The organism is Bacillus cereus group sp. MYBK5-2, from assembly GCF_051915685.1.
GTDB lineage: Bacteria > Bacillota > Bacilli > Bacillales > Bacillaceae_G > Bacillus_A > Bacillus_A cereus.
This window is the reverse complement of sequence record NZ_JBQAFE010000004.1, coordinates 255350-281417: the sequence shown is the minus strand read 5'-3', so window position 1 is coordinate 281417 and position 26068 is coordinate 255350. Positions and strand designations below refer to the sequence as shown.

The window sequence follows — 26068 nt, the reverse complement described above, 5'->3', positions numbered from 1 at the left end:
AGAGACTAGTTTTAGTGTATCAAATTATGAGAAAGAGTGAAATGGAGGAGAGCCGTATGTGGAATTATGAAGCGGAGGAAGCAAAGGCTGTCATTGTTATTGTGCACGGCGCAATGGAATATCACGGACGTTACGAAGCCGTTGCGGAAATGTGGAATCATATCGGCTACCACGTCGTGATGGGGGATCTTCCGTCACATGGAACGACTTCAAGAAATAGAGGACATATTGATTCATTTGATGAATACATAGAGGAAGTTAAACTATGGGTGAAAGAAGCAAGAAAGTATAGGTTACCTATTTTTCTATTCGGTCATAGTATGGGTGGTCTTATTGTCATTCGTATGATGCAAGAAACGAAGAGAGAAGATGTAGAGGGTATTATTTTGAGTTCGCCTTGTTTAGGGGTAGTGACTGGACCCTCTGCTCCGCTTCAATTTGCTTCAAAAATATTAAATGTTGTGGCTCCAAAATTGCAATTTGCAACGAATCTTACGGTGGAAATGTCAACACGTAACCACGAAGTGAAAGATGCAATGGAGAATGATTCTTTGTTCTTGCGCAAAGTATCAGTACGTTGGTATAGTGAATTGATTAAGTCTATCGAAATCGCTCATAAAAAAATAGATGATTTTCCAGATGTTCCGCTCTTGCTAATGCAAGCTTGTGAGGATAAACTTGTAGATAAAACACGTGTCCGCACTTGGTTTGATAATGTTAAAATAAGTGATAAGGCTTTTAAAGAATGGCCGAATTGTTATCACGAGTTATTAAATGAGTATGAGCGTGATGAAATTTTGAGTTATATTCAGTCATTTACTGAAATGCATGTCAATAATATAGTAAAAACAAACAAATAAATCATTATTTGTACATTTAATAGAGGAGATGAAGGAAGAAGTGAACGTACCGAGTAATCCCATAACGCTCATGGCGAAAGTATACCGTGATGTGTTTCCGGTTGTACACCATGAGCTAGCGATGTGGAAAGAGCGTGCCTACCATATTCCGAATGATGAGCTTCATAGTCAGGCAATCGCAAGTATTGAGCATAAAACGTTTCATTGTGAGGGCGGTGGCATTTTAGCTCTGCTAGCAAATGAACACCGAGAAGAATGTATTCGTTTTATCGTAGCGTATCAAACGATCAGCGACTATTTAGATAATTTATGTGATCGCAGTACATCACTTGATCCAAATGATTTTGCCGCACTGCATGAATCGATGTTAATGGCATTATCACCTGAAGTAGAAGGTGGCGGTAATTATTATCGTTATCGTGATGATCAAGATGATGGTGGTTATTTAGATGAACTTGTTGAAACATGCCAAGATGTTTTAAAGAAAACGAAGCACTATGACAAAATTGCTCCTGTTCTTCATGAACTTGCTTGTTATTATTGTGATTTGCAAATTCATAAACACGTGAAATTAGAAGAAAGAGAGCCGCGCCTGAAAAATTGGTTTGAAGCACATAAAGAAAACTTACCTGAGATGAGTTGGTTTGAATTTTCAGCATGTGCCGGTTCTACACTTGGAATTTTCTGTCTTGTAGCATATGCATTTCATGATGAGTTACATGATGAAGATATTGCGAAAATTAGACAAGGGTACTTCCCTTACGTACAAGGACTTCATATCTTACTTGATTATTTCATTGATCAAGAAGAAGACCGTATAGGCGGAGATTTGAATTTCTGTAGTTATTACGAAAACGAGCAAGCGATATTAGATCGGATGAAACACTTTGTAGAAGAAGCGGAGAAGAGCATTGGTGATTTGCCTCATGCGAAGTTTCATCGTCTCATAAGCCGAGGGTTACTTGGTATTTATTTATCAGATCAAAAAGTATCAGCACAAAAGAATATGCACAAAATGGCACGGCGCATTGTAAAGTACGGAGGCCTCACTTCACGATTCTTCTATTGGAACGGGAAGATGTACCGAAAAAAAACAGCGCAGTGATGAAGAAAACCACTCATGTAGAGTGGTTTTCTTTTCATTATGATCGTATTTTTGAAAATACATATATAAGAAGTTCAATCGCAAAAATCAATAAAACAGATAGCCCGAATAAAGGCATGACAGCGCCTAGTATAACCATCATGATAAAGAAAACGATTATGCTTTTCTTATCTCTTTGCTTTGGTGGTGCTGCTAATTTTCCTTTCGGCTTCCTTGCTAACCACATTTTTATTCCGTAATAAATGAGAAGTAGTAGAGATAATGTCGTTAGTAAGCATAATATTTTATTTGGCCATCCGAATAAATGTCCTTCATGAAGTGGGATACCGTAAGTGAACCATTGTGCAAGTAATCCATAATCACGATAGTCCGTTTTGGAAATGAGTTCCCCGCTATATTGGTCAAAGTAAGCTGTTATCTCTTCATTTGGTGCAACATGCATACCTGTAATACCGGAACCGCTCGATTTCGAAACAGTGAATACACCTTTTGGATCAGCTGGTAGTGAAATAACATATGGCTTCTTTATTTCAATTCCTTTTTGTAATTCATGGACAGAAATTGCTTTCGGTTCATTTGAATTCGATTCAGGAGGAGCTTCTTTTCTTGTTGCCCACGGCAATTCTTTTACCTTTGATTCAGGCGGTGCCATGTACAATTTTGGATATCCGAGTGATTCATTTGACGATGCAATTTTATAAATTTGGTTCCCCATAAATCCTGACCATGGCAATCCAGATGCGACTAGCAGAAAGAGAGGAATTGTAAATATAATACCGATAATAGAATGACGTCTTTTTGCTTTTTCTCGCTTATTGGATGATGGTGTGTTTTTGAATTGGCGTATACTCATGTACAATCCGGTTATGATTAAAAAGATTGTCCAGCATGCCGCAAGCTCCACAGTATAGTTAACGATAGTGCCGCCAACTAAAAGAGAACTATGTAATTCCCTCATGATATTGGCAAACGTTTCACTTGCATTTTGATCTCCAACAATTTGATTATTACTATCTAAATACACATATTTTTGTTGTCCAGTATACTCATTTGCAATCGTAAGTCTCGTATTATAATCCCCATTAAACTCACTAATTTTCGCCACGCTATAATGTGGATATTTTTTCTCTGTTAAGGAAATAGAATCAGACATCGAAATAGATTCTGTTTGAGCACTCTTCCCAAAATATAAATCTTTATAGATGAAATCTTCAACTTCCTCCCGAAATAAATACCCAATTCCGCTCAGTGACAACGTAATAAGAAGTGGCGTAATAAAAAGCCCAGCATAAAAATGCCAACGCCAAAAAATGTAATGAAGCGAACGATTTACTTTCATACTTTCAGTTCCCCTAACCTTCCCTATATGAATAACTACTTATTTAATATAGCGAGATTAAGTGTGATTACTTTGAAAGAATTGTGAAGAAAGTTAAAAGTTTGTGGGATTTTTATTAAACATAAAACACATTTTAGAAGGAGTGTTTTCTATGTTTATGAAGATCTCTTTATATTTGATAAGTACATCCTAACAACCGCTTTCGCAAGACATTGAGAAGAATCAACAAAATTCTCACTAGCCACAACATTCAAATCAGTACATGCGATAATTGCGGTATCTACTTCATCCTTCAACTGCACAACGAGCGCGCTCCATAATTTGCGAGCTTTTTCAACTTCTCCGCTTTTAATATATGTAATAATTTGATTAATCATCGTTTGCCATTTTTCATAATGAATGTATTCTATATTCCGTTTTGCAATCCCGTCTTGATAAATACCAGCTTGAACTGTCGCTTCTGTTGCGAGAAGAGCGACTCTTTTTGTATTTTTAGGAATTGCTTGTAACGTTTCATTGACTATATGTAAAATCGGGATAGAAAGAGAACGCTGTAATTCTTCAAAGTAAAGATGGGCTGTATTGCAAGGCATAGCGATAAAGTCTACACCAGTACTTTCAAGTTTTTGTGCTCCGTCAATAATCGCCTTTTTCATCGCTTCGTGATCAATAGGGCGATCCATGTAAAATGGTGTTGGGCACGAGTAAATCATCATATGAGGAAAGTCCATATCATGCTTTGCTCCGTATATTATTTGGCACCTTGCTACAACTGTATCGACGAATGGTCCAGTTGATTTTGGTCCCATTCCTGCTAGTATTCCAATCATTGTTTCGTCTCCTTTAAGAATGTTTACATCCATTATATAGGAGAATAACAAAAAAGACGTGCAATGAGTGCACGTCTTTTTTTGTTATGTTTTGTCGAACAATCGATATATCCGAGAAATCGTTGATATATTGTAAGTTATGATAGATATATCGAAAAAATCGTTGATATATCCCGAGTTACGATAGATATAATTGAAAAATCGTTGATATATTATCGCTTCTCAATCGCCACAATAAATGGCGGATTATTTTGCTGGTTAATAAAGCCATATCGCAGTACGTGAGCTTGTTTTTGGTCTAGTTCTTCGGCAAATTTGAGAACAGCGTCGCGTTCTACTTGTCCTTCTGGATGTCCGTGGTAAATGACAAGGACGATGATACCTTCAGGCGCCATTACTTCTAATAATTGCTCGATCGCCGAGATTGTTGAGTTCGGTTTTGTGACGATATGTTTGTCTCCGCCAGGAAGGTAACCTAAGTTGAAAATTGCACCTGTTACTTTTCCTTTTGCATCTTCTGGTAATATGGATAGAAGTGTATCGTGACTATCGTGAACTAAAACAGTACGTTCGAAAAGTTTTTTTTCTTTTAGACGAGTTGTTGAGCTTTCAATCGCCTCTTTTTGAATATCAAATCCAAATACTTTTCCGTTATTTCCAACGATTTCAGCTAGGAAGCAAGTGTCATGCCCGTTTCCTAAAGTTGCATCTACAGCGTAATCGCCTTCTTTTACTGCCGTTTGCAAGAGAGTACGAGCAAACGGTAATACACGTTCTAATTTCATTTTTGTTTCTCCTCATTTGCATATTTTCCTTGCCAGCTTCCGCGGCGTACAAATTCTGCATCGATGGAATTTAAAACTTCCCATTTATTTAAGCTCCACATTGGGCCAATCATTAAATCAGGCGGACCGTCACCTGTGATGCGGTGCACAATTACGTCTTCTGGAATAATTTCAAGTTGGTCAACAACGAGGCTTACGTAATCCTCAAGAGAAAGGAATTCGAGTTGTCCTTTTTCATATTGCTTCACCATTGGCGTTCCTTTTAATAAATGAAGTAAGTGGATTTTAATTCCTTGTACGTCAAGTTTCGCTACTTCACGAGCTGTTTCCATCATCATGTCGTAATCTTCAAGAGGAAGACCGTTAATAATATGAGAGCAAACTCGAATGCCATGCTTACGTAATTTATTTACACCTTCAACGTAAGAAGGATAATCATGAGCGCGATTAATAAGGTTTGCAGTACGTTCATGAACGGTCTGTAGTCCGAGTTCAACCCAAAGGTACGTGCGTTTATTTAAGTCCGCTAAATATTCAACAACATCGTCCGGTAAACAATCTGGACGAGTTGCGATAGAAAGACCGACAACGTCTTTTTCTGCTAGAAGCGGTTCGAATTTTTCTTTTAACACTTCAAGTGGTGCATGTGTATTTGTGTACGCTTGGAAATAAGCGATACATTTTCCGTCTTTCCACTTTGAGCGCATTTTTTCTTTCATTTCATGATATTGCGTTATAACATCATCGCGGCGATCGCCAGCGAAGTCACCAGATCCAGCAGCACTGCAAAATGTACAACCGCCATAAGCAACTGTACCGTCACGGTTCGGACAATCGAAGCCAGCATCTAATGAAACTTTAAAGATTTTTTCACCAAATTCATTTCGTAAATGGTAATTCCATGTATGATAACGTTTATTGTCGTTTGTATATGGAAAAGGGTTTTGAACCTTCATTACTTTCCCTCCTAAGCCGAGTCAAAATAACACAAAATCCATTATAACATACTCATAAGGTTCATAAGGAAGGGACACACTAAAGGGGAATTGAAGCAAGGAGGGACAATTATGGCAGAGCGTCAATCACTTGAATCGTATATTACACAAGCGGAACAAGCGGTGGAATATGCGAAAGAACAATTAGAACAAGGCATGAGACAAGAGCATTATAATACGATGGAGTATTCGGATGCGCAGTTGCAATTAGAACAAGCATATAACGATTTACAAACGATGCAACAACATGCGAATGATGAGCAACGTGAGCAGTTAAATAGAGCACGTATGGCGATTCGCCAATTGCAACATCAAATGATTATTACACCGCACTAATAAGGAGTGAATGTAATGGCGAAACGTTCAGATCAAAATAACCCGGAACAAAAAACACAAAATGGACATAACGCTGAATTTTCGAATGAACTTGATCCGATTGTTCAAGTAAAACAGCGTAATAGTAAAAAAGGACAACCGCAAAAATCAAAACAATCAGAGTAAACCAGGTCGAAATATGACCTGGTTTTATTTTGCTATATGACAATAATGTAAGATTCCTGTAAGGTTTGTCGATAGTTGTGAGCAGCTTTCTCCAGTAGAGTAAGGAAGGATTAAATTTTGGACAAGGAGCTGCTTTATGGGGAACAATATTACAAACAAACGAATTGATGAGTTAGATTACATTCGTGGCTTCGCATTACTGGGGATTATTTTAGTAAATATTTTAGCACTACTTAATATTAAAACTCCAGATCCTAATACAGTAGATGCTAGCTATCAAAGGTTTCTATACTTATTTGTAGAAGGTCGTTTCTTCTCGATTTTCTCATTCTTATTTGGAGTGGGATTCTATATCTTCATTACAAGAGCGATTGCGAAAGGGAAAAATGGATATGTTCTATTTTTCCGCCGCGTAGTTGCATTATTTATTTTTGGTTTGATTCATTACATGTTTCAGCCTGGAGAAGCGTTAACGTTATATGCAATTTGCGGATTAATCGTTTTACCGTTTTATAAAGCGAAAAAACAAGTGAACTTAGTAATTGGTCTTATTTTGACAATAGCCTTTAGTGTAATGGGTGTTAAAGAACTATTACCACTTGGTTTAATTTTATTAGGTCTTGCTGCAGGACAATATCGTGTATTTGAAAATCTTTCAAAAAACATAAAGCAAGTCGCTATTTTTACAGGCATTATGTTTGTTTTAAGTGTGGCAGCTGTATGGTATCAATATGGACACGTGCCTGCTGGCCCATTTGTAAATATGATATTGATGAATGAAGACGGAACAATGGATGCTGCAAGCCAGTTTCTAAAAATTGGTATTACTGTTGGACCAATTATTTCAGCTTTCTATGTAGGAGCATTAATTTTATTACTTCAGTTAAAACCAGTTCAAACATTATTAGCACCATTGAAATACTACGGTCGTATGGCTTTAACAAATTATATCGGACAAACGGCAATGATTTTAATTGCCGGTAGTGTATTTAACTTTGCAGGTAACTTAACATACATGCAGACGCTATATGTATGTATCGCAATTTATGCAATTCAAATTGTGTTTAGTGTAATTTGGATGAAAATCTTTAAAATGGGTCCATTAGAATGGATTTGGCGTGTTATTACGTACTGGACGGTAACACCTTTAAAGAAATAAAGAGAGAAGTGGGCTGTTCTTTTTTGTGGAACAGCCTATTTTTATTGGCGTTTTTTGTCAATAAGTCGATATATTTTGAAAATCGCCGATATAATTTCATTTACCGATTTACTATGCCGAAATGTGAACTAGTATTAACAGCCAAGCTTACAAGTACACCTTTTTTATATTACAAAAGTGTAAGGTAAATGTAATGTTAACAAATAGCAGTTCACTTCCAAAAGGCGCAAAATAGGTAATGGAAAAACAAGCGTAGGAGGATATATATGACGAAACCAGTTGTAGACGTGAAAAACGTTCAAAAAGTGTACGGTAAAAAAGGTGAGAACCAATCACATGCGTTAAAAGGTGTGTCATTCTCAATTCAAGAGGGTGAGTTTGTTGGAATTATGGGACCATCTGGTTCTGGTAAAACGACATTATTAAATGTAATTTCAACGTTAGATAAAGCAACGGGCGGCGTTGTTGAAATTGCAGGAACGGATATTACAAAAATGAAACAAGGTGAGCTTTCTGATTTCCGTTCACAAAAGTTAGGATTCATCTTCCAAGATTTTAATTTGTTAGAAAACTTATCTATTTATGAAAACATTGCACTTCCACTTTCCTTGCAAGGTGTTCCATCACGTAACATTGGACCAAAAGTCGAGAAAGTAGCGGATATGTTAGGAATTACAGAAATACTTCAAAAGTACCCATCTGAAGTATCTGGTGGGCAAAAGCAACGTTCGGCAGCAGCGCGTGCTTTAGTGCATGAGCCTGCAATTATTTTAGGGGACGAGCCAACAGGAGCGCTTGATTCTAAAAATGCAACGAGTTTACTTGATGCGATGACAAACTTAAATAAAGATCAAGGCGTATCTATTATGATGGTTACACATGATCCGTACAGTGCAAGTTACTGTCAGCGTATTTTATTCATTCAAGATGGTGAGCTATATAAAGAAATTCACCGCGGCGGTACACGTGAAGAGTTTTATAAAGAAATTTTAGATGTGCTTGCGGACTTAGGCACACAAAAAGCGTAAGAAAGGAGGTTCTAGAGCATGTTATTCAAACTTTCCATGTCAGGACTAAAGAGTAAGCTAAAAGATTATATCGTCTTACTTGTTGGTCTTGTCATGTCCATTTCAATTTTTTATATGTTCCAAACATTAGCGTTAAACGAGGCCTTCCTTAAGGAAAATTCTACTATTGGTCAAATTGGATTTGTATTCCAAGCAGGTTCATTTTTACTAGCTATTATAACGTTCTTCTATATTTTGTATGCGAACTCTTTCTTACTATCTCTTCGTCAAAAAGAGTTTGGTATGTATATGATGTTAGGAGCAAAAAAGCATAAAGTTACATTACTTATGTTTATTGAGACAATTGTATTAGGCGCCGCGTCTCTTGCAATTGGAATTGCAGTTGGTGTAGGACTTGCAGAAGGTATCGGTCAATTATTAATGAAACAATTAGAATTTGCTGGTGAAGGCTATAAAGCATTTTACCTGCCATCTATGACTGTTACGTGCATCTTCTTCTTTGCACTATTTGTATTATCGGCAATTATGAACAGTATTAAATTATCACGTATTTCTGTCCTGCAACTTGTACATGCAGACGCACAAACAGAACGTGTTGCAGTAAAAGGAAAAATGACAGGTGTAGTTGCATTCCTTGCGGTTATTTTATTAGGAATGGGCTATGCATCAATGATTTACATGGAAAAACTAAGAGAAATGGGAATCATTATTGCATTAATTACAACGACAGCTGGTACTTACATGCTGTTTGGATCACTTCTCCCGGTCTTTATTAAAAAGTTAAAGAGTAATAAAAAGCGTAGTGAAAAAGGACTTAACGCTTTTACATTTGCACAATTAAACTTCCGTATTAATAGCTTAACGAAAGTACTTGCGACAGTAGCGATGTTAGTTGCTCTTGGAGCAGGTGCAATTTCAGGTGGTATGGCGTTTAAAAATAACGCTATCAAACTGTCTGAGGGTTTAGTAATCTATGACTCAGTTGTTCATAATCCTACAGCTGAAGAAAAGAAAATTTTAGACGGTATTACATTTAAAGAAAAAAATGAATATCGCTACAAAGTTGATGATAAATACGTTTATTATGTAAAAGAAGATTTAGAAAAAAATCGTCCTTTCGTAAAAGATATGACAAATATGAAGTCGATGAAGGATTTAGTGAATACAAAGAAGGTTTCACAGGAACTACCAGTAGGTGCAGTTTCTAGAGAAATGAATGAAAAAGATACGAACGCTAAAGAACTTCCAGAAGAATGGGTTGATGCTTTTAGCACAATTCATCCGTATTATATATACGAAGATCATGCAATTAAAATTGTAGATCAAAAAATGTACGATGGGATAAATGGTAAAGAAGGTATAGCATTTATCGGAAAAGCAGATGATTTCTTAGCATATACAAAAGAATGGAAAAAACTTGACGAGTTGCAGCTAGATAAATATAAAAATGTAAAAGCTGAAAGATTAAATAGTAAATATCAAACTTACGACATGTTATACGGCGTTGCGAGTGGAACAGTGTTTATGGGATTCTTCCTTGGAATTGCGTTCTTAGCAATGATGGCAAGCTGTCTTATGTTTAAAATTCTTTCTGGTGCATCAAAAGATATTACGCGTTATCAAATGCTCCGTAAAATCGGTGTGCGCCGTGAGTTATTAACGAAATCAATTTATAAAGAGTTATTCTTAGTATTCTTATTCCCAGCAATTGTGGGTATCGCTCACGTATTAGTTGGTATGAATATTTTCGGATTTATTTTAATCGATCCGTACTTCCGTATTTGGGTACCAATCGTAATTTTCGTAGTTATTTATGCGATTTATTACTTCATTACAGTTCAATTGTATAAAGGAATTGTTCTTCCGAAAGAAGATTAATAATAAAAACCGAGCAAAAACGCTCGGTTTTTATTATTTTCAGAAAAAACACTTTAATGTTACTGAAATATATAATATAATGCAAGTAAGTAACGTAATATAAAAGTAGAAGTAGCTGTATAAGGAAAGGAGGAATCCAATCTGTAGAAAGAAGCTGAACTTTTATCCCCACATTTTTTACCGCAACGTATTTATACAATCGTAAGTTTCCACATTGAAAGTTTTCAGAACCACCTGAGTATATTGTGAAAATAATGGATAACACATGGAAATCTCATAGCATGATAAGGTAAAATGGACAACATAATGAGAAAATTACCGTTCATAAGATGAGGAGAATACATGTATGGAAGTTGTAGAGGCATTAAAAGATATAAGCCAAATTGAGGCTATGAAAAAATATTTAAAAGAGCACTCCCAGCGAGATTATCTTTTATTTGTTATTGGAATTAACACAGGATTAAAAATTACAGAACTACTTAGCATGAAATTTGAAGATGTATTAAATGAAGATGGGACTGTTAAAGAGTTTTATACTCTTCCTGTGAAAGATGAAAAATTTAAACAAGATATTTATTTAAATACAAAAGTAAAAGAAGCGCTTTTAGATTACGTACAATCTATTGGCGTTAAAAGAGAAAATTACGTATTTCAATCTAATAAAACGCCAAATTCAATTACGCGCCAACAAGCGTATCGTGTAATTCATAATGCTGCAGAAGCAGTTGGAGTTGTTGGTAAGATCGGAACGAATTCAATGCGAAAAACGTTCGGATTTCATGCGTACAAAAGAGGGATAGCGATTGCGCTGTTGCAAAAACATTTTCATCACGCGACTCCATCAGAGACGCTAAAGTATTTAGGTATTTCAAAGGATGAGACCTTTAAAACGGAGATTGATGTCGATTTATAAAAGCCGTAACTAAAAAAATTAGGAGGCGGAAAATATGAATATTAGAGAGAGTGAACTGCCGGGTATTGGATGTAAGTTTGAAGTGATTACAAAAGGTAATGAAAAGATGGTTATCGTTATTCATGATGATGGCCGAAGAGAAATGTACCATTTTGATGCTGATCATGAGGAGAGTATTTCAAGCGTCTCGCTTCGTGATTCCGAAGCGAGACAAATTGCAGCTATATTGGGCGGAATGGTATATAGACCACAAGCTTTAGATACGATTGAAATGGCCTTTGAAGGATTATCAATTGAGTGGTTTAAGGTGGAAAATAATGCACCAGTCGTACAAAAAACAATTGGTAGTTTACATGTCCGAAACACATATAACGTAACGATTATTGCCATTTTGAAAAAAAATATGAAGAAGTTCTTTAATCCAGGCCCAGATTCTATCATTGAAGCTGGCGATATGCTCGTACTATCAGGCGAAAGACATGAAGTAAAAAGAATTATTAATGAGTTGCTTTCAGTAGGAGGGGATTCATAATCGATGGATACTTTAATCTTTGAAGTTGGGACTGCGTTAGTATTAGTCGCTTTTGCAGCTATTCTCGCTGCAAAGTTAAAGTTCTCGATTATTCCGTTTCTCATTATACTCGGTATGCTAGTGGGGCCACATGCGCCAGATTTAGGGCTTATCGATTTAAGATTTATTGAAAGCGGAGAAGTTATTTCCTTCCTCGGCCGTGTTGGCGTTATATTCCTCTTATTCTATTTAGGCTTAGAATTCTCAATTAAAAAATTAATTAAATCAGGAAAATCAATTGCCTTTGGGGGAACTGTTCATATATCGCTTAATTTTATATTAGGTTTAATTTACGGATATATAATGGGTTTCCCCTTATTAGAAACATTAATTATTGCTGGGATTATAACAATTTCATCGAGTGCAATTGTTGCGAAAGTAATTGTTGATTTAAGAAGATCTGGTAATAAAGAGACGGAGCTAATTTTAGGAATCATTATGTTTGATGATATCTTTTTAGCCGTATATTTATCAGTCGTTTCAGGATTAGTACTCGGAGGGGCAACGTCACTTGTAGGGGCTCTTACATCTATTTTAATCGCAGTAGGGTATATGCTACTATTCTTTGTAGTTGCTAGAAAAGCTACACGATTTTTAAATAAAATGTTAGATATTTCGTCCAATGAAATTTTTATTATCGTAATATTCGCTATTTTGTTCTTTGTAGCAGGATTTTCAGAAACGATTCATGTCGCGGAGGCGATTGGAGCATTATTATTGGGGCTCGTCTTTTCTGAAACAGAGCATAGTGATCGAATTGAACAGCTCGTTGTTCCGTTTCGTGATTTCTTTGGAGCTATATTCTTTTTCAGCTTCGGTTTAAGTATAGACCCATTTTCACTTGGAGGAGCAGTGTGGTTGGCATTAGGAGCAGTTTTCATTACTCTGATCGGTAATTTTACTGCTGGAATGGTTGCGGGGCGTAAAGCTGGGTTATCGCATAAGGCTTCTACGAATATCGGTTTAACACTTGTATCACGCGGAGAATTTTCCATTATCGTCGCGAATATTGGAATCGCGGGCGGCTTAATGGCAGCGATTAAACCGTTCTCCGCTTTATATGTTTTAATATTGGCATCGTTAGGACCATTATTAACGAAAGAGTCTGGGAGAATATACTCGCTACTAGATAAGGTGTTTAAATGGAGTGCTAAAGAACGTGCGAAGCGAGAAAAGGAAGTTGGATAGTATAAAGAGGCTGCATGAAGTTCATGCAGCCTCTTTATACATTGTTACTGTTGTCATTTTTTGTCGGTAAGTCGATATATTTTAATAATCGCTGATATAATCCAAGAAGCAATCAGTATAATTTCATTGATCGCAAAACCATTATCTGAATTTCATCAACTATTAATCAGTTGCCTTCCTATTTAAAAACGACTACAATTTTACTGTTATATATATGAACGAAAAAAATAGAATAGGAGGGGAAACTATGCCAAGGAAAGTATGGCTATTAGTAGCTGGGATGATTATTAATGTCACGGGTGCTTCTTTTTTATGGCCTTTTAATACAATTTATTTGCATGATCACCTAGGAAAATCTTTATCTGTGGCCGGAATGGTATTAATGATCAATTCGCTTACTGGTGTAATCGGAAACTTGCTCGGCGGTGTTTTATTTGATAAATGGGGCGGTTATAAATCAACTTTAGTAGGGATTGTGATTACACTTGTATCGATTTTAGGTCTTGTGTTCTTCCACGGTTGGCCGTTATATGTTGTGTGGCTAGCGTTAATCGGCTTCGGTTCTGGAATGGTCTTCCCATCGATGTATGCGATGGTTGGTACGGTTTGGCCAGAAGGCGGAAGACGGGCATTTAATGCGATGTACGTTGGACAAAATGTTGGTATTGCGATCGGAACAGCATGTGGTGGATTAGTTGCATCGTATCGTTTTGATTATATTTTCTTAGCGAACTTTATTTTATACTTTGTTTTCTTCTTAATTGCTTTTATTGGATTCCGCGGTATGGAAGACAAGAAAGAGCCAGGAGTGCAAAAAGAAGTCGAAACGAAAAAAGGGTGGTCACTTACACCTGGATTTAAAGCACTTCTTATCGTGTGTGTAGCATATGCTTTATGCTGGGTTACATACGTACAGTGGCAAGGAGCGATTGCAACACATATGCAAGAATTGAATATTAGCCTTCGTCACTATAGTTTATTATGGACGATAAACGGAGCGATGATTGTTTGTGCGCAGCCACTTGTTAGTATGCTAATTCGTTGGATGAAGCGTTCTTTAAAACAGCAAATTATGATTGGGATTTTCATTTTTGCGGCGTCATTCATTGTGTTAAGCCAAGCGCAGCAATTTACGATGTTCCTCGTTGCGATGGTAACATTAACAATAGGTGAGTTATTTGTATGGCCTGCGGTTCCAACGATTGCAAATATACTTGCACCAAAAGATAAATTAGGGTTTTATCAAGGGGTTGTAAATAGTGCGGCGACTGTAGGGAAAATGTTCGGGCCGGTCGTTGGCGGAGCAATTGTGGATTTATACAATATGGAAGTATTGTTTATAGCAATCATGGTAATGCTTGTAGTAGCGCTTATAGCAACGAGCATTTATGATAAACGAGTAAAAGTAGAAGAAACAGTTGAAGAAAAAATTGCAGTTTAGTTTGACGGAACATGTAACATGTTTTAGAATATATTTAAATAAAACAACCTTTAGAACAAGGGAGATAGCTCGGCTGTCTTAAGATGAATTCGTTAGTTATTAAGAGTAACGATTAACCGAGAAGTCCTCGCTTTAAGTAAGCTCTTAAGAGATGCTAAGTGAAGGATAGTTCACTTAACTTATATGTGTAATAACAGTGAGAAGGAGTAGTAGTAATAGAAGCTGGTTTAGAGAGTTGACGGTCGGTGCAAGTCAATCCACGTTTCGTTATGAACTCGCCTTTGAGTTGCAGTTGTGAAACTAATAGTAGCAATTGCCGTTAATCCACGTTACGGATCTAAGCGAATGTATATTTGTACATTAATTTAGGGTGGTACCGCGGGAATCTATAACCTCTCGTCCCTTTCTAGGGATGAGAGGTTTTTTGTATTTTGGGCGGTGAAAATAAATAGAATTTCAAGGAGGGTATCTCATGAGCTTTAATCATCAAGAAATTGAGAAGAAGTGGCAAGGGTACTGGGAAGAGAATAAAACATTCCGTACGCCAGATGAGACAGAAAAACCAAAATTTTATGCACTAGATATGTTCCCATATCCATCAGGTGCAGGCTTACACGTAGGACATCCAGAAGGTTATACAGCGACAGATATTTTATCTCGTATGAAGCGTATGCAAGGATATAACGTTCTTCATCCAATGGGATGGGATGCATTTGGTCTTCCAGCAGAGCAATATGCACTTGATACTGGAAACAGCCCAGCTGAATTTACAGAGCATAATATTAATACGTTCCGTAACCAAATTAAATCATTAGGTTTCTCTTACGATTGGGACCGTGAAGTAAATACAACAGATCCAAACTACTATAAGTGGACGCAATGGATCTTCCTAAAACTATTTGAAAAAGGCTTAGCTTACGTTGATGAAGTACCTGTAAACTGGTGCCCAGCACTTGGTACAGTACTTGCAAACGAAGAAATCATTGACGGTAAGAGTGAGCGTGGTGGACATCCAGTTGAGCGTCGTCCGATGAGACAGTGGATGTTAAAAATTACAGCTTACGGAGATCGTCTATTAGAAGATCTAGATGAGCTTGATTGGCCTGAAAGCTTAAAAGATATGCAACGTAACTGGATCGGTCGTTCTGAAGGTGCAGAAGTACACTTCAACATCGATGGTACAGACGAGAAATTCACAGTTTTCACAACGCGCCCTGATACATTATTTGGTGCAACATACTGTGTACTAGCTCCAGAACATGCACTTGTTGCAGAAATTACAACAGCAGAACAAAAAGAAGCGGTAGAAGCTTACATTAACGCTGTAAAAATGAAGAGTGACCTAGAGCGTACAGAACTTGCGAAAGAGAAAACTGGTGTATTCACTGGTGCTTACGCAGTTAACCCAGTAAACGGTGAGAAATTACCAATCTGGATCGCTGACTATGTTCTTGCAACTTACGGAACAGGTGCTGTAATGGCAGTTCCAGCTCACGATGAGCGTGACTATGAATTCGCATCAGTATTTAATCTTCCAATGAAGGAAGTTGTAAAAGGCGGAGATATTACGAAAGAAGTGTACACAGGTGATGGTGCACACGTAAACTCAGCATTCCTTGATGGATTAAATAAAGAAGAAGCAATCGCAAAAATGATTGAATGGCTTGAAGCAACGAGCGCAGGAAATCAAAAAGTAACGTACCGTCTACGTGACTGGTTATTCAGCCGTCAACGTTACTGGGGTGAACCAATTCCAGTAATTCACTGGGAAGATGGTACAATGACAGCTGTGAAAGAAGAGGAATTACCATTAGTTCTTCCGAAAACAGAAAACATCCGTCCTTCAGGTACAGGTGAATCACCACTTGCTAACATTGACGAGTGGGTAAATGTTGTTGATCCTGAGACTGGTAAAAAAGGTCGTCGTGAAACGAACACAATGCCACAATGGGCTGGTAGCTGCTGGTACTACCTACGTTACATCGATCCAAACAATAGCGAAGCACTTGTAGATCCTGAAAAAGTAAAACAATGGCTTCCAGTTGATATTTATATCGGTGGTGCAGAACATGCCGTACTTCACTTACTATATGCTCGTTTCTGGCATAAAGTATTATACGATATCGGTGTAGTTCCAACGAAAGAGCCATTCCAACAATTATTCAACCAAGGTATGATTCTAGGTGAAAACAACGAGAAAATGAGTAAATCAAAAGGTAACGTTGTAAATCCTGATGATATCGTAGCAAGCCACGGTGCAGATACACTTCGTCTATACGAAATGTTCATGGGACCATTAGATGCTTCAATTGCTTGGTCTGAAAATGGTCTTGACGGAGCTCGTCGTTTCCTAGACCGCGTATGGCGTCTATTCGTTCAAGATAACGGTGAATTAAGTGAGAAAATTACTGACGCACCAAATAAAGAGCTTGAAAAAGCTTACCATCAAACAGTGAAGAAAGTAACAGAAGACTATGCAGAGCTTCGCTTCAACACAGCGATTTCTCAAATGATGGTATTCATCAACGATGCATACAAAGCTGAAACACTTCCAAGAGAATATGTAGAAGGTTTCGTAAAAATGATTGCACCAGTTGCACCTCATATCGGGGAAGAGCTATGGAGCAAACTTGGATACAATGAAACAATCACATATGCAAGCTGGCCAACATTTGATGAGTCTAAACTTGTAGAAGATGAAGTTGAAATTGTTGTTCAAGTTATGGGTAAAGTTCGCGCAAAACTAACAATGAGTAAAGACGCATCAAAAGAAGAAATGGAACAACTTGCACTTGAAGCAATTCAAGACCAAATTGAAGGGAAAACAGTTCGTAAAGTAATTGTTGTTCCTGGAAAACTTGTTAATGTTGTTGCAAATTAATTTATTCTAAATAAAAGCTCAGAGTATGTATACTCTGAGCTTTTTTGTGTAGAAAATAATCTCTGGATCACCCTAGTCTAAGTTTTCAATTATTCCAATACGTACAAATAAAAGAGCGGAATTCCAATACAGACAAACACCTATTTTTCTATAGGAAATATGATAAAAAAGGTAGGCTAAATTGAGTAGAAGAGGTGAAAGGAATGAAAGGGATGGACAATAATGCACCACATGGCTTTTTCGGAGGTGGATCGGATAGTTATGAACAAATGATGTTAATGGGAGGCGGACAACAAGGATATGGCGGAATTCCGAGCTGGATGGGTGGAACACCTGGAGGATTTTCCACATCAGTAGCTGGAGCACAAACTGGAATTCCAACATTAACAGGAGGATTTCCACCATCAGTAGCTGGAGTGCAAACAGGAATCCCAACATTTGTAGGCGGAGCAGCGGGAGGAGTACCAGTAGGCGTACCAACTACATTCCCATCTTTCGTTGGAGGAGTACAAACAGGATTTCCGGTACCGGGAGTAGGTGTTGTGGCAGGCGGAGTAGGTGGTTATCCACAAGGTTTTTACGGTCACCATGGCCACCACGACGGTCATCATGGCCATCATCATCAAGGTCACCATGGCCATCATGGACATCATCACCACCAAGGTCAACATGGCCATCATGGACACCATCACCACCAAGGACACCATGGCCATCATGGACACCATCACCACCAAGGTCACCACGGTCATCATGGACATCATCAACAACAAGTACATCACCACGGCCACCATCATATACATCCGCAGGCTGTTCTTTATCAAATTCATCAAGATCAACATGGTCACCATGGCCACCAAGGTCAACATGGTCATCATGGCCACCATCACCACCAAGGTCACCACGGTCATCATGGCCATCATCAACAACAAGTACATCACCACGGCCACCACGGTCACCAAGGTCAACATGGTCATCAAGGTTACCAAGGCCAACAACACCAACAACACCAACAACACCAACAGTATCAACAGCAACAATCTTCTCCTTGGACAGGTGGAATGGGAACAGGAGGAGCAGGGGCAGCAGCGGGAGCAGCTAGTATTAGTGGAGCAGCAGGACACGCGGGGCACGTGGGACATTAATGAGTTGCAGAAAAAAAGACATAATAAAAAACTGCTAGGAAATCCTAGCAGTTTTTTTCAGCTTCTTGACGCTGACGTTCAATTTCAGCACGAAGTTGTGGTTCCGGTGCTTGCCAGCCTTCTGGCTTTAGAATCTTACCGTCGCCTTCACGGAATCGAGGCTTCCCATCAGGGAATAGTTTTGCCATATTGGCATTATTTACAATTTCGAATCCTTTATCTGGACGTACGCCCATTTCGGCAAATGTTCCGAATGCAAAGTAAATAAGGTCAATTAGTGCATCATATTGATCTTCAACAGTCGTTGCTTCTAGAAATTCTTCTAGCTCTTCTTGCATAAAACTCGCACGGATTTTTGCACGTTCTTCTGTTAATTTTGTTGGAGTATTTGTCACAGGATGTCCGAATACTTCATGCATTTTCGCAACAAGTTCGTATCCTTTATCTAAACCTTTTTCGTTTGTCATGTTGTTTCATCCTTTCTTACGTTATGCCGAAGTTTATTGTAACATAAGGTGATTATGAAATGAAAAGAACATCTTATCGAAATAAGATGTTCGCTCGTTATTCTTCTTTTTTTATTAAAAGCGATGAAATAAGATCGATGCCAAAAATACCGACGAGTAACATTGGTATAACGACAAGTAAGTAACGTGTGAAGGAAACATTTTTTAAGTATGTATGAGCAAATAAAAAGACACCGAGAAATAAAATACCATTTAAAATAGGCTTTACTAATTTTTTAGACATAAGCTCCCCCATAAATATCTTCTCTCTCTCTAAAATAAAAACTCCTCTCTCCGTTGTATCATGCTGGAGAGAGGAGTTCAATCATTTCTCATTCAATTACACCAGAATTTGTAATATTTACGGTGTATTTTATATGAACCGGAACATCTTTATACATTTGTCTCCATTCTTCTAATTTGAATGGGCGATAATGTTGCTTATACTTTGCACCTAGCCCGAGAGGATCGACGCCTAAAGATTTAAACTGCTTAATTAATTTGGAAGCCTGTATGTCCAATTGTTTTTGGACGTTTTTTTCAATGTTTTTTGTGTTCTTGTTATTTTCCAAGTTAATTGCTTTCGATAGTTCTTGAATACGTGCATCAAGATGAACATGAATGAAAAAAGAAGGCTTTCCGTTTTTAATTTTTATATCGTAAGTTGGAACAGAACGAATATTATTAATCATGACGTACGCAGAATCTGTTTTAAATTCATGTGAATCTAATTTATGTTTCTCTAATAGTCCTTTAAATATGAACATATCTTTTTCCGCAATTTTACCGATATATTTATCTTTTTTAAAAAGGCCAATTCCGGTAATTTTTATTTTATCACCATGCTTCTTTAGAATGGGAATATAGTAGTCTTTTCCTTCTTGGTAATAGCGAAATGCTCCTATATGTAGATTATCCGCTGGTAAAGGTCCGGTCTCCATGTTATGTTCTAGCAATTTTTTTATATAAATGGCAACGTTGTATGAAGTCGAATATTTGCCTTTTAAAAGTTCAGTACCATTCCCATCTAATAAAGCAGCATATAGAGCGTTCCCTATATTCACATCTCGAAGTAATGTATCGAATGAAGTAGACATTCCTTTTTTTGCAAGCCTTATTGTATATAGAGCGACACGCATTTGTCCGCTAGCAAATGGTTGAGAAGACTCTAAAGATGTGTCTGCTTTTACTTGTTTTACCGCATTTGCACTGCCTTCAAAAACTTGAACTTTATTTCCTTTTTTCTGAATGGGACAAACGAATGTCACTTTTACTTTATTATCTTTTGCGACATCAAAAACTGTTCCTTGAATAAGTTGTACATCATCGATAATATTTTTTTGTAAACATCCAATTAGACTGAAGAATGTTATACAAGAAATAAGTATTAATTTGCTTGTGCTTTTGATTTTTTCCATTTTCTTTTCACCCACACAATAATAAATAGGATTGGGATGTATACATAAATGAGCCAAAAACTAACTTTTGATACATTACTAATAAAGTTATTAATATCGTGTCTGTTTGTTAAAAGTTGCGAAACAATGAGAGTGATAAAGATAAAAGCAATTAAAACACCCCTTTGTTTTACACGGAATATTTCATGAGTTCCTCTCATTGACGCCCATAAAGGGAGGATAAAACTTGAAATAATAACGAGTGCATAGCCTGAAATTGCAATATATTCGAGTCTTTCTATAAATGGTAATTGAATGACTTGGGTCATAGAAAGTTGTGCCCATATTGTTTTTAACAATTGCTTCTCACTAAAAAATGCAAAGGCTAAAAGGGTACTAAATAGATATAGAAGATTTGAAAATAGTGCTCCAAGCTGAGCGTATTTATGAGATTGCATAGGCTTTTTCACAAATGGATACACCATGAGGTAAATCTCAAAACCGGTCATACTGTAGATTGACAGTTGAGCGGATTTTAAAATGTCTGAAAAAGAATGTGTGAATATAGGTAGTAAATTATCCCAATGTGAATATTTCAAAACGAATAAGCTTAGAAATAAATATCCTAATGTACCACCAACAGAGATGACGCAAATACCGGTAATGACACGAAATCCAGAAGAGATAATGTAATAGCTAACTAAGCATAAAAAGAGTGTTAACATAAAGGTGGAAGCGGTAGGAAACATCCATACTTGAATAATTTCAACATATGTTCGGATGACTGAAATACTAACGATTAAAAAATAAGCCATAAAGATGATGCTAATGCCATTTCCTAGCCATTTTCCAAATGTTTGCCGATGTAAATCAACTAAATTCCCATTTGTTTCTTTTAATAAGACATACATCATCCATATAATAATATGGATGAAAATTCCTGTGATTATAACGCCCATCCATCCATCGTATCCAGCGGCCTTTGCGATGATTCGAGCGAAGCCGAGAACGCCAGCACCGAACTGTGCACCGTGAATTAAGAAGAAAACGAAGATAGGAGATATTTGATATTTTTCTTGAACTTTACTCATCGAATGCACCTCATTTCTTAATCATCAAAGTCCGATCTATGTTTTGTTGAAATTCCTTTCGCTGCTTTTTTTACATGTTGTGGTCTTGCTTGTACATCTCTTGTATCAATCATTGTTAAAGGGAAACGAATCCAAGAATCTTTAACAGATTGTTGTCTTGTTGGGTAGAACAAAGCGTATGGCTTGCGTAAAGAAGTAAGTCTAAATAGATGCGTAAATAAGAAGATAAATCCAAGAGAAATCCCGAAAAGTCCTCCTATTTCTGCAAATATGAGAAATGGGAAGCGTAGTAATCGAACCGCATTACCCATTTTGTAAATAGGTGTAATAAAGGAAGCGAGTGCTGATAAGGCAACGATAATTAATAAAATATTACTCGTTAAACCAGCTTGTACAGATGCTTGCCCGATTACGATACCGCCTACAATACCGAGCGTTTGACCAACTTTCATCGGTAACCTCGCGCCAGCTTCCCTCAGTAAGTCGATTGCAAGTTCTAAAAAGAGTGCTTCAATTAAAGGCGGGAATGGTACTTGTGCTCTTGATAAAATTAAAGTTTCAAGTAAATCACTTGGAATGAGTTCATAATGATAATTTAAAACTGCAACGTATAACGGTGTAGCGCAAATTGAAAATAGAACGGCAATTAATCTTAAAATCCTTGAAAATGTAGCGTACATCCAGGAGACATTGTAGTCTTCTGGTGAAATGAAAAAATCAAAATAGGATACAGGTGTTAGTAAAACACTTGGAGAACCGTCCACAAAAATAGCGATTTTACCATCGATTAGTGCTTTTGTAACTCTATCAGTGCGTTCTGTATTGATATAGAGAGGGAAAATCGATTTTTCACCCATTAATTCTTGTAAATAAGCACTATCATTAATTTGATCATATTCAAGAGCGCGTAATGATTCCTCGAGAAAATCTACATTATCTTTTTCAGCGAGGTTGTCTAAATACATCATGACAACTTTTGTTTTGGAAAACTCGCCAATAATCATTTCTTTTGTTTGTAAATCTAAAACAGGAAGACGTTTTCGAACTAAATTAATGTTTGTATCAATATCCTCTACGAAACCTTCTTGTGGTCCGATAACAGTTGATTCGTTTAAAGGAGGGGTTGGTGCACGATAATTATCAATTGCAATGTTTGCCAGCATACATTTTTGATCTTGCTGATTCAATTGAATAATCGCATGCCCCTTTAAAACCATATCCTCAATTTTTTGTAAGTCGTTCGTAATTGTAATGCCGCTCATTGGAATATGTTCTTTCAGCTCTTCTAGTGAAGCATTAGGTCGTTCCAAAAGAGTAGGCATTAAATATTTTTGTAATTTCTCTCCATCAAGCGAAGGACGATAGTAAGAAATCCAATAAGGCATCGTTTCATCGTCGGATGTATGGTAATTCACAAAATCACTAGACTTTTTCAGCTTCTCTATTAAATTTTGTAAAGAATGGATACGGTCTTTTTCTGGTTTTGTAAAGTCATAAATACTATTACCTCCAGCGCTTTGTTGCTTACTTTGAGAAGGTTCATCTTGCTTAGCGTTTTGTTGTTTATCTTGAGAAGAATCACCTTGTTTAGCACTTTGTTGTTTATCTTGAGACGAATCCTCTTGTTTAGCACTTTGTTGCCTATCTTGAGAGGAATCATCCTGTTTAGCGCTTTGTTGCTTATCCTGAGAAGGGTCATCTTGTTTAGCACTTTGCTGCTTATCCTGAGACGAATCCTCTTGTTTAGCGCTTTGTTGCTTATCCTGAAACGAATTATCTTGTTTAGCACTTTGTTGCTTATCTTGAGAGGAATCATCCTGTTTAGCACTTTGTTGCTTATCTTGAGAGGAATCATTCTGTTTAGCGTTTTGTTGCTTATCCTGAGAAGAGTCATCTTGTTTAGCACTTTGCTGCTTATCCTGAGAGGAATCCTCTTGTTTAGCGCTCTGTTGTTTATCCTGAGAAGAATCTTTTTGCTCGTTATTTTTACCTTTATTATGTTTCATACTTCTAGTCTGTTCTTTGTTATCATCCTCTTGATTGTTAGAATGCTGCTCCTGGTTATCTGTTTCGTTTGATTTTGATGTATTTGATTTTTTTTTCTTACGTAACCAATTCCAAATCATGTGTATACCCTCTTTAATCTTGTAATATAGTGCTATTTTGTGGCTAATTTTGTATATTATTCATTTATTTATGAAAAGAAGAAGGAGATTAGTTTGCATGGAAAAAAATCTTTAGTAAGCAGTTCATACTATAACGGGAAGAGGGAGAATCTGTGCAAATTGTAAAAAAGGAGAAGTTTGTTTTAAAAGGGTTTACGTTTGAAAATGGCAGGGAAATTCCTGTTCAAATGGGATACGAGACATATGGCACTTTAAATAGAGAAAGGTCAAATGTGATTTTGGTTTGTCATTATTTTAGTGCAACAAGTCATGCGGCAGGAAAATATACAGTGCATGATGAGGAGTCTGGTTGGTGGGATGGGCTCATTGGACCTGGAAAAGCAATTGATACAAACAAGTATTTTGTTATATGTACAGATAATCTTTGTAATGTGCAGGTGAGAAATCCATATGTGATTACAACAGGACCGAAATCAATTAATCCAGAAACTGGAGAAGAATATGCTATGGGGTTTCCGGTTTTTACATTTCTTGATGTAGCTCGTATGCAATATGAATTAATAAAAGATATGGGAATTTCAAGGTTACACGCTGTAATCGGACCGTCAGCGGGGGGAATGATTGCACAACAATGGGCGGTTCACTATCCACATATGGTAGAGCGGATGATTGGCGTTATTACGAACCCACAAAATCCAATTATTACGTCAGTAAATGTAGCGCAAAATGCGATTGAAGCAATTCAACTGGATCCAAGTTGGAAAGATGGAAAATATGGAGAAGAGCAGCCGATAAGGGGGCTTCATTTAGCAAATAGAATGATGTTTATGAACGCGTTTGATGAGTATTTTTATGAAATGGCATTTCCTCGTAACAGTATAGAGGTAGAACCTTATGAAAAGTTTTCTACACTAACATCATTTGAAAAAGAAATAAATAAAGCGACATATACAAGTATAGAGTTAGTAGATGCAAATTCATGGATGTATACTGCAAAGGCAGTTTTATTGCATGATATTGCACATGGGTTTTCTTCACTAGAAGAATCTCTTTCTAACATAGAAGCGAATGTACTTATGATTCCATGTAAACAAGATTTGCTTCAGCCGTCTCGTTACAACTATAAAATGGTAGATATTTTGCAAAAACAAGGGAAGTATGCGGAAGTGTATGAGATAGAAAGTATAAATGGGCATATGGCGGGAGCATTTGATATTCATTTATTTGAAAAGAAAGTTTATGAATTTTTAAATCGGAAAGTATCTAGTTTTGTTTAGAAGACAAATGATGGGGAAAAGGTGCAATGTTTGTAGTAGGCACCTTTTTTTACATGATTTGTAGACGGAAAATATACGTGGCAATTGCTATACCGAAGAATGCAATACTAAGCAATAGAAATAAGAATGACATTTCTTGGGGTGATTTTATTTTTTTAGTATTTTTCATACTAAGAGTAATAATTGCAGCGATTAAGAAAATGATGCCCATTATGAAAAGGGAAAGTGTCATTTTCATTGGCTCCTTTCATAAGACAAGTATATTGAGGATACAATGCAAGAGTTATGTTTGTAAAGAATAAGTTTTGCGAGAAAATTGAGAAATAGTTTTTCGATTCTTTGCGTTCTTTCTTTTGCGTGCTAAAATTGGTAGAGAATGTTTGTGAAAAAGAAACTAAAGGTTTTATTGTATATAAGGAGGAACTACATATGACAGAAGTTAAAACAATTACTACAGAAGAGGTACAAGAGCGTTTAGAAAATGGAGAAACGTTATTTTTAGTAGACGTAAGAGAAGATGAAGAAGTAGCGGCAGGAAAGATTCCAGAAGCTGTACATATTAAAATGGGCGATATCCCACATAAAGTAGATTTCTTTAATAAAGAGAATGAATATATCTTTATTTGTCGTTCAGGAATGCGCAGTGAAAATGTATGTCATTATTTAAATGAGCAAGGATTTAAAACAGTGAATATGGTTGGCGGTATGCTTCAATATGAAGGTGAAACGAAATAGTTAATAGTTAAAAACTTGAAACGAGTCTGTTTCAAGTTTTTTTCTTTTGCATACAGTATAAAAAGGAGGAGGGGTAAATGGGGATTAATTTGCGTAAAGTAAAAATTATTAATAATACAGGAGCTGTTAATGTCGGCGACTGTTATGATATCTCGCCTTTAGCTGTAGCAAAAGTATATGCAGGTGCTGGAGGGTCGAGTGCGGCTATTTTTTTAAATGGGAAAAGACAGCCAGAAGCAGTCATTAGAACATCAGTGTTTCTTCCGCCGTTAGCAACAAGTACACGTACATTAGGTTCATAGAGGAAAGGTAGAGTGTAA

The 26068-nt window shown here is 36.9% G+C and carries 26 protein-coding genes and 1 other annotated feature; of the genes, 16 read left to right on the top strand and 10 right to left on the bottom strand.

Annotated features, from left to right (window positions below; translation table 11 throughout):
• The first annotated feature begins 56 nt into the window (after nucleotides 1-56).
• Together ACTFP3_RS17170 and ACTFP3_RS17165 are read left to right on the top strand one after the other, a co-directional pair.
• Nucleotides 57-860 carry a lysophospholipase gene (locus ACTFP3_RS17170; RefSeq protein ID WP_440010882.1) on the top strand — a complete coding sequence of 268 codons (804 nt, stop codon included), beginning with the start codon at nucleotides 57-59 and terminating at the stop codon, nucleotides 858-860.
• 40 nt (nucleotides 861-900) lie between these two features.
• Nucleotides 901-1965, top strand: coding sequence for a tetraprenyl-beta-curcumene synthase family protein (locus tag ACTFP3_RS17165; protein ID WP_001102461.1), 1065 nt, complete (start codon nucleotides 901-903; stop codon nucleotides 1963-1965).
• A 37-nt stretch (nucleotides 1966-2002) separates the two neighbouring features.
• Here the strand turns inward: ACTFP3_RS17165 and ACTFP3_RS17160 are convergent, their stop codons facing one another.
• From ACTFP3_RS17160 to ACTFP3_RS17145, 4 genes are all read right to left on the bottom strand, one after another.
• Nucleotides 2003-3304 (bottom strand): PepSY-associated TM helix domain-containing protein, encoded by a 1302-nt coding sequence (locus tag ACTFP3_RS17160; RefSeq protein ID WP_440010881.1) that lies wholly within the window; start codon nucleotides 3302-3304, stop codon nucleotides 2003-2005.
• Between the two features lie 155 nt (nucleotides 3305-3459).
• A complete protein-coding gene (locus tag ACTFP3_RS17155) occupies nucleotides 3460-4134 on the bottom strand; it encodes an amino acid racemase (RefSeq protein ID WP_326036546.1) in 675 nt (224 codons plus the stop codon).
• A gap of 212 nt (nucleotides 4135-4346) precedes the next feature.
• Nucleotides 4347-4919, bottom strand: coding sequence for a class I SAM-dependent methyltransferase (locus ACTFP3_RS17150; protein ID WP_048534998.1), 573 nt, complete (start codon nucleotides 4917-4919; stop codon nucleotides 4347-4349).
• Complete coding sequence (locus ACTFP3_RS17145; RefSeq protein WP_000868033.1) at nucleotides 4916-5875, bottom strand: TIGR01212 family radical SAM protein; 960 nt, start codon at nucleotides 5873-5875, stop codon at nucleotides 4916-4918. Before ACTFP3_RS17145 ends, ACTFP3_RS17150 begins: the two co-directional genes overlap by 4 nt.
• Before the next feature lie 111 nt (nucleotides 5876-5986).
• Between ACTFP3_RS17145 and ACTFP3_RS17140 the strand changes: the two genes are divergently transcribed.
• From ACTFP3_RS17140 to ACTFP3_RS17090, 11 genes are all read left to right on the top strand, one after another.
• The gene (locus ACTFP3_RS17140; RefSeq protein WP_000840871.1) at nucleotides 5987-6250 is read left to right on the top strand and encodes a YtzC family protein; all 264 of its coding nucleotides are present in this window, start codon (nucleotides 5987-5989) and stop codon (nucleotides 6248-6250) included.
• 15 nt (nucleotides 6251-6265) lie between these two features.
• Nucleotides 6266-6415, top strand: coding sequence for a hypothetical protein (locus ACTFP3_RS17135; protein ID WP_001129340.1), 150 nt, complete (start codon nucleotides 6266-6268; stop codon nucleotides 6413-6415).
• A 136-nt stretch (nucleotides 6416-6551) separates the two neighbouring features.
• The gene (locus ACTFP3_RS17130; protein WP_086389562.1) at nucleotides 6552-7574 is read left to right on the top strand and encodes a DUF418 domain-containing protein; all 1023 of its coding nucleotides are present in this window, start codon (nucleotides 6552-6554) and stop codon (nucleotides 7572-7574) included.
• A 266-nt stretch (nucleotides 7575-7840) separates the two neighbouring features.
• Nucleotides 7841-8602, top strand: a complete 762-nt coding sequence (locus ACTFP3_RS17125; protein WP_000165844.1) for an ABC transporter ATP-binding protein — start codon at nucleotides 7841-7843, stop codon at nucleotides 8600-8602.
• Between the two features lie 18 nt (nucleotides 8603-8620).
• A complete protein-coding gene (locus ACTFP3_RS17120; protein WP_326036547.1) occupies nucleotides 8621-10480 on the top strand; it encodes an ABC transporter permease in 1860 nt (619 codons plus the stop codon).
• 346 nt (nucleotides 10481-10826) lie between these two features.
• Entirely contained in the window at nucleotides 10827-11393 is a 567-nt protein-coding gene (locus ACTFP3_RS17115) for a tyrosine-type recombinase/integrase (protein ID WP_000454210.1), read from the top strand.
• 34 nt (nucleotides 11394-11427) lie between these two features.
• Nucleotides 11428-11925, top strand: coding sequence for a cation:proton antiporter regulatory subunit (locus ACTFP3_RS17110; protein ID WP_001026053.1), 498 nt, complete (start codon nucleotides 11428-11430; stop codon nucleotides 11923-11925).
• A gap of 3 nt (nucleotides 11926-11928) precedes the next feature.
• Entirely contained in the window at nucleotides 11929-13152 is a 1224-nt protein-coding gene (locus ACTFP3_RS17105) for a cation:proton antiporter (RefSeq protein WP_000380167.1), read from the top strand.
• Between the two features lie 247 nt (nucleotides 13153-13399).
• Nucleotides 13400-14593 carry an MDR family MFS transporter gene (locus ACTFP3_RS17100; RefSeq protein ID WP_001137561.1) on the top strand — a complete coding sequence of 398 codons (1194 nt, stop codon included), beginning with the start codon at nucleotides 13400-13402 and terminating at the stop codon, nucleotides 14591-14593.
• Between the two features lie 187 nt (nucleotides 14594-14780).
• Nucleotides 14781-15000: a binding site (T-box leader), on the top strand.
• A 65-nt stretch (nucleotides 15001-15065) separates the two neighbouring features.
• Nucleotides 15066-17474, top strand: coding sequence for a leucine--tRNA ligase (leuS, locus tag ACTFP3_RS17095; protein ID WP_000009461.1), 2409 nt, complete (start codon nucleotides 15066-15068; stop codon nucleotides 17472-17474).
• A 203-nt stretch (nucleotides 17475-17677) separates the two neighbouring features.
• Nucleotides 17678-18616, top strand: a complete 939-nt coding sequence (locus ACTFP3_RS17090; RefSeq protein ID WP_440010879.1) for a hypothetical protein — start codon at nucleotides 17678-17680, stop codon at nucleotides 18614-18616.
• Between the two features lie 44 nt (nucleotides 18617-18660).
• Here the strand turns inward: ACTFP3_RS17090 and ACTFP3_RS17085 are convergent, their stop codons facing one another.
• The 5 genes from ACTFP3_RS17085 to ACTFP3_RS17065 form a co-directional block, all read right to left on the bottom strand.
• A complete protein-coding gene (locus ACTFP3_RS17085; RefSeq protein ID WP_000180554.1) occupies nucleotides 18661-19083 on the bottom strand; it encodes a hypothetical protein in 423 nt (140 codons plus the stop codon).
• Between the two features lie 97 nt (nucleotides 19084-19180).
• On the bottom strand, nucleotides 19181-19366 hold the full coding sequence (locus ACTFP3_RS17080) for a hypothetical protein (protein WP_000038781.1): 186 nt from the start codon (nucleotides 19364-19366) through the stop codon (nucleotides 19181-19183).
• 88 nt (nucleotides 19367-19454) lie between these two features.
• Nucleotides 19455-20540 (bottom strand): spore germination protein GerHC, encoded by a 1086-nt coding sequence (gerHC, locus tag ACTFP3_RS17075; protein ID WP_006924870.1) that lies wholly within the window; start codon nucleotides 20538-20540, stop codon nucleotides 19455-19457.
• Nucleotides 20510-21610, bottom strand: coding sequence for a spore germination protein (locus ACTFP3_RS17070; RefSeq protein WP_006924871.1), 1101 nt, complete (start codon nucleotides 21608-21610; stop codon nucleotides 20510-20512). The genes gerHC and ACTFP3_RS17070 overlap by 31 nt, the downstream gene beginning before the upstream one ends.
• A gap of 17 nt (nucleotides 21611-21627) precedes the next feature.
• On the bottom strand, nucleotides 21628-23736 hold the full coding sequence (locus ACTFP3_RS17065; protein ID WP_326036549.1) for a spore germination protein: 2109 nt from the start codon (nucleotides 23734-23736) through the stop codon (nucleotides 21628-21630).
• 152 nt (nucleotides 23737-23888) lie between these two features.
• Between ACTFP3_RS17065 and ACTFP3_RS17060 the strand changes: the two genes are divergently transcribed.
• Nucleotides 23889-25013, top strand: a complete 1125-nt coding sequence (locus ACTFP3_RS17060) for an alpha/beta fold hydrolase (protein ID WP_326036550.1) — start codon at nucleotides 23889-23891, stop codon at nucleotides 25011-25013.
• A 49-nt stretch (nucleotides 25014-25062) separates the two neighbouring features.
• Here ACTFP3_RS17060 and ACTFP3_RS17055 read toward each other — a convergent pair whose 3' ends face one another.
• Nucleotides 25063-25245 (bottom strand): hypothetical protein, encoded by a 183-nt coding sequence (locus ACTFP3_RS17055; RefSeq protein ID WP_000175905.1) that lies wholly within the window; start codon nucleotides 25243-25245, stop codon nucleotides 25063-25065.
• Nucleotides 25246-25442: 197 nt separating this feature from the next.
• Between ACTFP3_RS17055 and ACTFP3_RS17050 the strand changes: the two genes are divergently transcribed.
• A complete protein-coding gene (locus tag ACTFP3_RS17050; RefSeq protein ID WP_000141207.1) occupies nucleotides 25443-25748 on the top strand; it encodes a rhodanese-like domain-containing protein in 306 nt (101 codons plus the stop codon).
• A 77-nt stretch (nucleotides 25749-25825) separates the two neighbouring features.
• Complete coding sequence (locus ACTFP3_RS17045; protein WP_000512463.1) at nucleotides 25826-26050, top strand: spore germination protein; 225 nt, start codon at nucleotides 25826-25828, stop codon at nucleotides 26048-26050.
• The last annotated feature ends 18 nt before the right edge of the window (nucleotides 26051-26068 follow it).